Source organism: Bacteroides sp. AF32-8BH (assembly GCF_003435205.1).
GTDB classification, from domain to species: Bacteria; Bacteroidota; Bacteroidia; order Bacteroidales; family Bacteroidaceae; genus Bacteroides; species Bacteroides ovatus.
This window is the reverse complement of record NZ_QVLZ01000081.1, coordinates 1-9878: the sequence shown is the minus strand read 5'-3', so window position 1 is coordinate 9878 and position 9878 is coordinate 1. Positions and strand designations below refer to the sequence as shown.

Annotated in this window: 8 protein-coding genes; 5 read left to right on the top strand and 3 right to left on the bottom strand. The window is 42.6% G+C overall.

The window, feature by feature from the left end; translation table 11 throughout:
- Positions 1–77: 77 nt before the first annotated feature.
- Positions 78–2204 (bottom strand): polyribonucleotide nucleotidyltransferase, encoded by a 2127-nt coding sequence (gene pnp / locus DWZ47_RS29470; protein ID WP_004323285.1) that lies wholly within the window; start codon positions 2202–2204, stop codon positions 78–80.
- A gap of 196 nt (positions 2205–2400) precedes the next feature.
- Here pnp and DWZ47_RS29465 point away from each other — a divergent pair, with 196 nt between their 5' ends.
- The 3 genes from DWZ47_RS29465 (at position 2401) to DWZ47_RS29455 (ending at position 4642) form a co-directional block, all read left to right on the top strand.
- Positions 2401–3552: a DUF4369 domain-containing protein gene (locus DWZ47_RS29465; protein WP_117515622.1), complete on the top strand. Its 1152-nt coding sequence runs from the start codon at positions 2401–2403 to the stop codon at positions 3550–3552.
- 181 nt (positions 3553–3733) lie between these two features.
- Entirely contained in the window at positions 3734–4198 is a 465-nt protein-coding gene (gene greA, locus DWZ47_RS29460) for a transcription elongation factor GreA (protein WP_032811363.1), read from the top strand.
- A gap of 51 nt (positions 4199–4249) precedes the next feature.
- Positions 4250–4642, top strand: a complete 393-nt coding sequence (locus DWZ47_RS29455; protein ID WP_004311936.1) for an HIT family protein — start codon at positions 4250–4252, stop codon at positions 4640–4642.
- Positions 4643–4694: 52 nt separating this feature from the next.
- Here the strand turns inward: DWZ47_RS29455 and DWZ47_RS29450 are convergent, their stop codons facing one another.
- Both DWZ47_RS29450 and DWZ47_RS29445 read right to left on the bottom strand, forming a co-directional pair.
- Positions 4695–5594 carry a DMT family transporter gene (locus tag DWZ47_RS29450; RefSeq protein WP_004296266.1) on the bottom strand — a complete coding sequence of 300 codons (900 nt, stop codon included), beginning with the start codon at positions 5592–5594 and terminating at the stop codon, positions 4695–4697.
- Between the two features lie 3 nt (positions 5595–5597).
- On the bottom strand, positions 5598–6848 hold the full coding sequence (locus DWZ47_RS29445; protein ID WP_117515620.1) for an MFS transporter: 1251 nt from the start codon (positions 6846–6848) through the stop codon (positions 5598–5600).
- 541 nt (positions 6849–7389) lie between these two features.
- On the opposite strand from DWZ47_RS29445, the gene DWZ47_RS29440 reads away from it, so the two are divergent.
- Together DWZ47_RS29440 and glsA are read left to right on the top strand one after the other, a co-directional pair.
- Positions 7390–8832, top strand: coding sequence for a glutamate decarboxylase (locus DWZ47_RS29440; RefSeq protein WP_004311934.1), 1443 nt, complete (start codon positions 7390–7392; stop codon positions 8830–8832).
- A gap of 8 nt (positions 8833–8840) precedes the next feature.
- Entirely contained in the window at positions 8841–9806 is a 966-nt protein-coding gene (gene glsA / locus DWZ47_RS29435; protein ID WP_004311933.1) for a glutaminase A, read from the top strand.
- Positions 9807–9878: the final 72 nt, after the last annotated feature.

Below are 9878 nucleotides of genomic sequence, written 5' to 3'. Positions count from 1 at the left end.
AGAACTGTAAAATATAAAAGAGGTTGTGCCAACGTTTTGACACAACCTCTTCTTTATATATAGACGCTATCGCGTTCTTATTTCTTTTCTGGTCTTGGCATCAACACTTTTCTTGAAAGTTTGAATTTACCAGTTTTCTGGTCAACATCAATCAGTTTTACTTCGATTTCATCACCTTCCTTAATTCCAGCTTCTTCTACTGTTTCCAGACGCTTCCAATCAATTTCAGAGATGTGCAGCAAACCATCCTTGCCCGGCAAGAATTCGATGAATGCACCGTAAGGCATAATAGAACGAACTTTACCTTTATAAACTTCGCCCACTTCAGGAACAGCAACGATTGCTTTAATCATGCGCATTGCATTATCAATACATTTTTTGTTTGTTCCGGAAACTTCGATGCGTCCCATACCATCAATTTCTTCGATAGTAATCACAGCACCGGTTTCTTCCTGCATACCTTGGATGATTTTTCCACCAGGGCCGATTACAGCACCGATAAATTCTTTAGGAATTGTCATCGTTTCAATGCGTGGAGCATGTTCTTTCAGGTCAGCACGTGGTTCAGCGATTGTTTCAGTAATCTTACCCAGAATGTGCATACGTCCTTCTTTTGCCTGATTCAAAGCACGTTCCAGAATTTCGTAAGACAGACCGTCTACCTTGATATCCATCTGAGTAGCCGTAATACCATCTTTTGTTCCTGTTACTTTGAAGTCCATATCACCCAAGTGGTCTTCGTCACCCAGAATATCAGACAATACAGCATATTTTTCTTCGCCCGGATTCTTAATCAATCCCATAGCGATACCTGATACCGGTTTCTTGATCTTCACACCAGCATCCATCAATGCCAATGTTCCGGCACATACAGTAGCCATAGAAGAAGAGCCGTTAGATTCGAGAATATCTGAAACCACACGTACTACATACGGATAGTCAGCAGGAATCTGTCCTTTCAAAGCACGCCAAGCCAAGTGACCGTGACCGATTTCGCGACGACCTACACCACGTTGTGCTTTTGCTTCACCTGTAGAGAAAGGAGGGAAATTATAATGCAATAAGAAACGTTCTTTTCCGTGTTCCAAAACATCGTCAATGATCTTCTCATCCAGTTTGGTACCCAGAGTAACAGAAGTCAGTGATTGTGTTTCACCACGAGTAAAGATAGCAGATCCGTGAGGACCAGGCAGAGGACCAACCTCACACCAGATCGGGCGGATTTCAGTAGTCTTACGACCATCCAAACGCTTACCTTCGTCAAGGATAGAACGGCGCATGGCTTCTTTTTCTACATCGTGGTAGTAACGGTCGATCAACGCACCCTTTTCGTCCAACTCTTCTTCAGAGAATTGAGCTTTGAATTCTTCACGGATAGCTTCGAAAGCAGCAAAACGTTCGTGTTTGTTATTGTTTCCGGAAGCGGCAACAGCGTAAGCTTTTTCGTAGCATGCTTCACGAACAGCCTTGCGCAAATCTTCGTCGTTCACTTCATGGTTGTATTCACGTTTCACTGTTTTTCCAACCTCTTCAGTCAACTCCATCTGTGCTTTACAATGAACCTTGATAGCTTCATGAGCTACTTTCATTGCTTCCAGCAATTCAGCTTCGGATACTTCGTGCATTTCACCTTCTACCATCATGATGTTCTCATAAGTAGCGGCCACCATCAGATCCATATCAGCTTTTTCCAGTTGTTCAAAAGTAGGATTGATAACGAACTGACCGTCGATACGTGCTACACGTACTTCAGAAATCGGTCCGTTGAAAGGAATATCTGAAACGGCAAGTGCTGCAGAAGCGGCAAGTCCTGCCAATGCATCCGGCATATCCACACCATCAGCAGAAAAGAGGATGATGTTCACATATACCTCTGCGTGATAATTATCGGGGAATAAAGGACGGAGAGCACGGTCGACAAGACGGCAAGTGAGAATCTCATAATCAGAAGCTCTACCTTCTCGCTTGGTGAAACCACCGGGAAAACGGCCGAATGCCGCAAATTTTTCTTTGTACTCTACCTGTAAAGGCATAAAATCTGTTCCGGGAACTGCATCTTTAGCGGCACAAACAGTAGCTAACAACATGGTGTTTCCCATGCGGAGCATTACAGAACCGTCTGCCTGTTTTGCCAACTTTCCCGTCTCGAGCGTGATGGTTCTTCCATCAGGTAACTCGATTGTCTTAACAATTGGGTTAATCATAAAAATTGTTTTATCTATACTTTTTCTTTCAAAATTCCTGCAAAGATATACATTTATCGTGGTAATTAGGTGGAAATGAGGTAAAAAGTTAGTGGCGAACTGATTTTTTTTCAAAATTAGGATGAAGAACACAGCAAAATGCTTTGACTAATCTCGAAAAGAAGTATATTTGCATCTCGTTAATAACACACACTATATGAAAAAGGTTACTTTTGCAGCGCTCGCCGCACTTACTATTACTGCTTGTAGTTCCGGCCCTAAATTCCAGGTGAACGGGGATGTATCAGGAGCCGACGGTAAAATGCTTTATCTCGAAGCTTCCGGTCTGGAAGGTATTGTTCCGCTCGATTCAGTGAAGCTGAAAGGGGAAGGCACATTCAGTTTCAAGCAGCCTCGTCCCGAGTCACCCGAATTTTACCGTTTGCGGATTGACGACAAAATCATCAATTTTTCTGTAGATTCTATCGAAACAATTCAAATCAAAGCTCCGTATGTGGATTTCTCTACTACTTATACGGTGGAAGGTTCGGAAAACAGCAATAAGATAAAAGAACTGACGTTGAAGCAGATTCGCCTTCAAAAAGAGGTGGACAATTTACTGGCATCCCTGCGCAGCAACGGAATAGGGCATGATGTATTTGAAGACAGCCTGGCAACATTGCTCAACAACTATAAGGAAGATGTCAAAGTGAACTATATTTTTGCTGCTCCCAACACGGCTGCAGCTTACTTTGCCCTGTTCCAGAAGCTCAATAATTATCTGATATTCGATCCGTTGAACAATAAAGACGATGTGAAATGTTTCGCAGCTGTTGCTACGAGCCTCAACAATGCGTTTCCTCATGCGGTACGTTCCAAGAACCTTTATAATATTGTAATCAAAGGAATGAAGAACACGCGTCAGCCGCAAACAAAAGCTCTGGAAATTCCACAGGACAAAATCGTAGAAACCGGTATTATCGACATTGCCTTGCGTGATGTGAAAGGAAATGTGCGCAAGCTGACCGACCTGAAAGGCAAAGTCGTTTTGCTCGATTTCTCTGTATTCCAGTCGCCTGCCGGAGCTCCTCACAACCTGATGCTTCGCGAACTATATAATGAATACGCAAAACAAGGACTGGAAATATACCAAGTATCTCTCGACGCGGACGAACACTACTGGAAAACAGCGGCAGATAATCTTCCATGGGTCTGTGTGCGCGATGGAAACGGAGTTTACTCTACCAACGTAGCCGTATATAATGTTCGTCAGGCTCCATCTATCTTTTTGATTAATCGTAACAACGAATTGAAGCTTCGTGGCGAAGACATTAAGGATTTGGAAGCAGCTGTCAAGTCATTGCTCTAAGTTGTTATAATTTAGCATATTTCATTTAAATATGTTACATAGCATCTTTTTTCACTTGACACGTATCACTTAAAAGGCTATCTTTGCAAAGAAATAATGAAAAGAGGGTTCCAACATGGCTCATGTTGGAATTCTTTTTTGTTTATATGACCATTTAAAACAATTAAAGGAGGAAAACATCATGGCTTATATGTCAGAAGAAGGTTACAAGAAACTGATGGCGGAACTGAAGGAACTGGAAACAGTGGAACGCCCGAAGATCTCTGCGGCAATAGCCGAAGCCAGAGATAAAGGAGACTTGTCGGAAAATGCAGAATACGATGCCGCCAAAGAGGCGCAGGGTATGCTTGAAATGCGCATCAACAAATTGAAAGCTACCATTGCAGACGCAAAAATCATTGATGAATCTAAACTGAAAACAGATTCTGTACAGATTTTAAATAAAGTGGAACTGAAGAATGTAAAGAACGGTATGAAGATGACTTATACCATCGTTTCCGAAAGTGAAGCTAACCTGAAGGAAGGGAAGATTTCCGTTAACACCCCGATTGCACAAGGTCTGCTTGGCAAGAAAGTGGGTGATGTAGCAGAAATTACTGTTCCACAAGGTAAAATTGCACTGGAAGTAGTAAACATATCAATTTAACGTAAAGGCAGGTCTCCATGTGAGGCTTGCCTTAATTTATCAATAAAAGTTATGGCAACAATATTCAGTAGAATCATCGCAGGAGAAATCCCCTGCTACAAGGTGGCAGAAAACGAAAAGTTTTTTGCTTTTCTCGATATCAATCCATTGGTAAAGGGACATACATTGGTAGTGCCCAAACAGGAAGTAGACTATATTTTCGATTTGAGCGATGAAGACCTGGCTGCTATGCACGTGTTTGCAAAGCAAGTAGCCTGTGCCATTAAAAAAGCATTCCCTTGCCAAAAGGTAGGCGAAGCTGTTATCGGACTGGAAGTACCCCATGCACATATTCATTTAATTCCTATTCAAAAGGAATCGGATATGTTGTTTTCGAATCCGAAACTGAAATTGTCGGATGAAGAATTCAAGTCCATAGCGCAAGCAATCAACTCCTCTCTATAAAACATGATGATGAAATAATGAAAGGCATTCCGTGATGGAATGCCTTTTTTCTTTACTTTTCTTTACTTTCGGCCACTTCAACCAGGTAAACTCCAATACAGATAAAAATGATTGCAAATGTCTGCGTCCAGCTAAAACGATCTTGTCCTAGAGCAAGGGAAGCAATGGTCGCCACAATCAGAATCAAATAACCATAGATAGCGACTACCGTCGTCTTCAGATATTTCAAACCGACAGGCAGCAGCATATAACTGATAGTGGTCGGGAAAATCAATACGAACATCAGAATAAGGAAAGGCGTCCAATGGAACGGCATGGAGAATACCGGGGCATCAAATCCTGTAATAAACGTGACTATAATGGCAGACACGGCAGCACCGGAAAAGGTATATCGCAACATCGTTATCGCTCCAATGGCCGTGAGGATGCGCTGACTAAGAATCAGATAGACAGCATACACCACAGAACTTAGAAGACAAAGCATATTCCCCGTAAAAGCATCAGAGGCTAAATCATCGCTTTGCTGGGTTAGGATGCAAACCAACGCTCCTATCAGACCGATAGAAATTCCTATTATTTTTTTAGCGCCCGCCTTCTCCTTATAAAAGAATATCATGATAAGAAAAACCCAAATAGGCTGGAGACTGGTAAATATGGAACTGGAGACAGGAGTTGTTTTACTCAATCCGGCCAGATAGAGAAACATAAAACCGTAAAGTCCCAAAGCCCCCAACAGAAAGAGGAGCCATTTATCTCTGGTTGACGATTTCTCCGGAGGCATAAACCACCCGATCACCCAAAAAGCAGCTGCTGCAAATGTGCAACGGAGCGTGGCTCCTGTCAATGGACTCATCCACAAAGGCAGAAGATACTTTAAGGCATTCATATTTAAACCGCTAAATACTTTCGAGACAGCCATGCTAAGATTGGCTTCCAGTTTCTTATTCTTCATTTTCTATTTTAATTGGTCGTTAAACAAAAAGGTATTACGGCGCCGATATGCCCAGAAAAGAGTAACAATAGTTATCAGAAGATTAAAGATAAAAGGAAACTCCTGTGATTGGGTATGGAATATCCACTGGAAAAAATCGACAATAAAGGGATAAAGCAAGATAGCCAGATAATTCATCATCATCACAAACGCCAAAGCCAATGTGGTCTTTTGCGGCAGTGCGGTCTGGGTGGTCTTATCATAAAGCATAGGTTGAATAATGCCATATCCCAAACCAACCAGGATACATCCGGGAATAATCAGCCATTCGATTGGAGCTATCCAGATTAACAACAATCCCAATGCCATAGACAGGAGGCTGTATACTTTTGTACGTCCTTTCAGCAGGGCTACAATCTTGTCCAGGCAAAAACCCGGAGCAGTGATGGCCAGAAAGAAAAGCGAAATCATCAATCCGGAATTGCCACTGGAGAAGTGATGCTTTTCCATTAAGAAAGGTAGATTGAAGATCACCACTACCACGATATATGTTATCACGCCATAGAAGAGCATCAACTCTATCAGATGTTTGATGTGAATACCGTACTTGCTGCCTCCTATATCTATGGAAGTAGATTGTTCGGAGGATTCGTTGTCTTTTGTAGTATCTGCAGAAGAAGAAGGTGTAAAAGCGACTTCTCCCGTCCGGTCTTCTTTTAAATGTCCTACCAGCAGAATGGAAATCAATGGGAGGAGATAGACCAGGAAAGGCAGATGCCAGCTGACTTCTGCAAGATAGCCCGTTACGGCAGTTGCTATCACTAATGTGAAATTAGTAATAGCGGAGCTTAATCCGAACTGTTTCACCCGATAGATTCCTACAAAGTATCTGGAAACCAACCCGGTAGATAAAGGGATAATCAGACCGGAACCGATACCGAGCAAAGCACTTACCACAATTAATTGCCACATTCGATTGGAAATCAGATACAAAATACCGCTCGCGGCAAAAAGCCAGAGTCCGACCTTTAATACACGGACATAATCGACTTTCTCTGTCAGTTTACCACCCAGCAATATAAAAGGAATAATGAGCAGTGATGGCAGCGAAGTCAACATCTGTATGTCCAGATCCGTAGCTTTCGGAAATATCTTCGTAAGATCACCCAATATAGGTGAAACAGCCAGTCCCGGCAATGAAGTCAATGCCGAAATAGACCAGATGGCAATTAAAGTAATAAGAGGAATTGTTCCCCGTCCCGTCTGTATCTTCATAATGCTTATTCGTTAAAAGTTTAGGTTTGAAGAAAACAATAGTTGCTTTATAAAGTTCAAATATGCACCGAAATGAGCCAAATGAACATTTATTGAAACGCAGATTAACGCAGATTTTCGCAAAGAATAAAAAAGTTCTCAAACATGGCGCAGCCTTCTAATAATCTGCGAAAATCTGCGTTAATCTGCGTTTCAATACTTATTTGCTAAAATATCAATTGATTCATAACCGTGTGGGAATGAACTAATCTTAGTTCTTCTAAAATTTAATTGGTAATATGCGATGATTTAATATTCATCATACATAAACCCATTAGGCATCAAAAATAAATCTGCACAAGCCCGAAATTAGTTCAAAACTAGTACGATCATAAGCTTTTCCGCTAAATCACAAAAGCTCCGCTTCAATAAGGGCGTCCTCCTCCTTAATAAACGCCAAATAATGTAAAACCGGGAAACTTTCAAACCTATCTGCTGTTGTTGTGGGAAATTCGACGGGGAAAATCCCCATCGCCCTAAACCTTTAAAAAAACAAATTAGTATGGAAGATTTAAATTTCAGAAAAGGTGATGCAAAAACCGATGTATTTGGTTCAGACAGAATGTTACAACCCTCTCCGGTAGAGAAAATACCTGATGGACCTACTACTCCTGAAGTCGCCTATCAAATGGTGAAAGATGAAACATTTGCTCAAACTCAGCCCCGTTTGAATCTGGCTACTTTCGTTACCACTTATATGGACGAATATGCAACCAAGCTGATGAATGAGGCCATCAACATCAACTACATTGATGAAACAGAATATCCGCGTATCGCTGTGATGAACGGTAAATGTATCAACATCGTTGCCAACTTGTGGAACTCTCCTGAAAAAGATACCTGGAAAACAGGTGCTTTGGCTATCGGTTCTTCAGAAGCATGTATGTTGGGTGGTGTAGCTGCCTGGTTGCGTTGGCGTAAGAAAAGACAAGCACAGGGCAAACCATTTGATAAACCAAACTTTGTTATTTCTACAGGTTTCCAGGTTGTTTGGGAAAAGTTTGCACAGTTGTGGCAGATTGAAATGCGTGAAGTGCCTTTGACGCTTGAAAAAACCACTCTTGACCCCGAAGAAGCTTTGAAAATGTGTGATGAAAACACCATCTGTATCGTACCGATTCAAGGTGTTACATGGACTGGACTGAATGATGATGTCGAAGCATTGGATAAAGCTCTGGATGCTTACAATGCCAAGACCGGTTATGACATTCCTATCCACGTAGATGCCGCCAGTGGTGGTTTCATCCTTCCGTTCCTGTATCCGGAAAAGAAATGGGACTTCCGTTTGAAATGGGTACTTTCTATCAGCGTATCCGGCCACAAGTTTGGTTTGGTATATCCGGGACTCGGATGGGTTTGTTGGAAAGGCAAAGAATATCTGCCCGAAGAAATGTCATTCAGCGTCAACTATCTGGGCGCCAACATTACACAGGTAGGTTTGAACTTCTCTCGTCCGGCCGCACAAATTCTGGGACAATATTATCAATTCATCCGCTTAGGATTCCAGGGTTACAAAGAAGTGCAGTACAACTCCCTGCAAATTGCCAAATATATCCATAGTGAAATAGCCAAGATGGTTCCGTTCGTTAACTACTCAGAAGATGTTGTGAACCCGCTATTCATCTGGTATCTGAAACCGGAATATGCAAAGAGCGCCAAATGGACTTTGTATGATTTGCAAGACAAACTATCTCAACATGGTTGGATGGTTCCTGCTTATACATTGCCTTCTAAACTGGAAGATTATGTAGTGATGCGTGTCGTTGTTCGTCAGGGATTCAGCCGTGACATGGCAGATATGCTTCTGGGCGACATCAACAATGCCATCGCCGAACTGGAAAAACTGGAATATCCAACTCCTACCCGTATGGCTCAAGAAAAGAATCTTCCGGTAGAAGCCAAGATGTTCAACCACGGTGGTCGTCGTAAAACCGTAAAAAAATAAAATGATCTATGGATAAAAAAGTAACACTCGCTCAATTGAAAGAAGTGGTACAGGAGGCATACGATCAGGTAAAGGCCAATACCGGCGGCAAGAATGCCGACTATATTCCTTATCTGGCAAATGTCAACAAGGATCTCTTTGGAATCAGTGTCTGCCTGCTCAACGGGCAGACCATCCATGTGGGAGATACTGACTATCGCTTCGGTATAGAATCCGTATCCAAAGTACATACGGCTATCCTGGCACTGCGTCAATACGGTGCTAAAGAGATTCTGGACAAGATTGGAGCCGACGCAACAGGCTTGCCCTTCAATTCAATCATCGCTATCTTGTTGGAGAACGATCATCCGTCTACCCCACTGGTAAATGCCGGAGCCATCTCCGCCTGTAGTATGGTACAACCTATCGGTGACTCTGCCAAGAAATGGGATGCCATCGTAGGAAATGTGACAGACCTATGCGGCAGTGCCCCGCAACTGATTGATGAATTGTACAAGTCGGAATCGGACACCAACTTCAACAACCGTTCTATCGCATGGCTATTGAAGAATTACAACCGGATTTATGATGACCCGGATATGTCATTAGACCTTTACACCCGCCAGTGTTCATTGGGAGTTACCGCATTGCAGCTTTCCATCGCAGCCGGTACAATCGCCAACGGTGGTGTGAACCCTGTGACTAAAAAAGAAGTTTTTGATGCCGTCCTGGCTCCTAAAATCACTGCCATGATTGCCGCCGTAGGTTTCTACGAACATACCGGCGACTGGATGTACACTTCCGGTATTCCTGCAAAAACAGGTGTAGGTGGCGGTGTGATGGGCGTACTGCCCGGACAGTTCGGTATTGCCGCATTTGCTCCTCCTTTGGATGGTTCGGGCAACTCCGTGAAAGCGCAGTTAGCTATTCAATACATCATGAACAAGCTGGAATTGAATGTATTTAGCAACAACCATATCACCGTTGTTGACTAAAATTCTCTCAATCTCTTTTATAAGAAGAGGTTGTGTCAAAACGCTGACACAGCCTTTTTTATGCGCAAAGCC

Bases quoted from the DNA above. Each gene is read 5' to 3' on its own strand.
- DWZ47_RS29455 (WP_004311936.1), top strand. From the start codon at position 4,250: ATGGCAACAATATTCAGTAGAATCATCGCAGGAGAAATCCCCTGCTAC.
- DWZ47_RS29450 (WP_004296266.1), bottom strand. From the start codon at position 5,594: ATGAAGAATAAGAAACTGGAAGCCAATCTTAGCATGGCTGTCTCGAAA.
- glsA (WP_004311933.1), top strand. From the start codon at position 8,841: ATGGATAAAAAAGTAACACTCGCTCAATTGAAAGAAGTGGTACAGGAG.
- DWZ47_RS29440 (WP_004311934.1), top strand. From the start codon at position 7,390: ATGGAAGATTTAAATTTCAGAAAAGGTGATGCAAAAACCGATGTATTT.
- DWZ47_RS29465 (WP_117515622.1), top strand. From the start codon at position 2,401: ATGAAAAAGGTTACTTTTGCAGCGCTCGCCGCACTTACTATTACTGCT.
- DWZ47_RS29445 (WP_117515620.1), bottom strand. From the start codon at position 6,848: ATGAAGATACAGACGGGACGGGGAACAATTCCTCTTATTACTTTAATT.
- greA (WP_032811363.1), top strand. From the start codon at position 3,734: ATGGCTTATATGTCAGAAGAAGGTTACAAGAAACTGATGGCGGAACTG.
- pnp (WP_004323285.1), bottom strand. From the start codon at position 2,204: ATGATTAACCCAATTGTTAAGACAATCGAGTTACCTGATGGAAGAACC.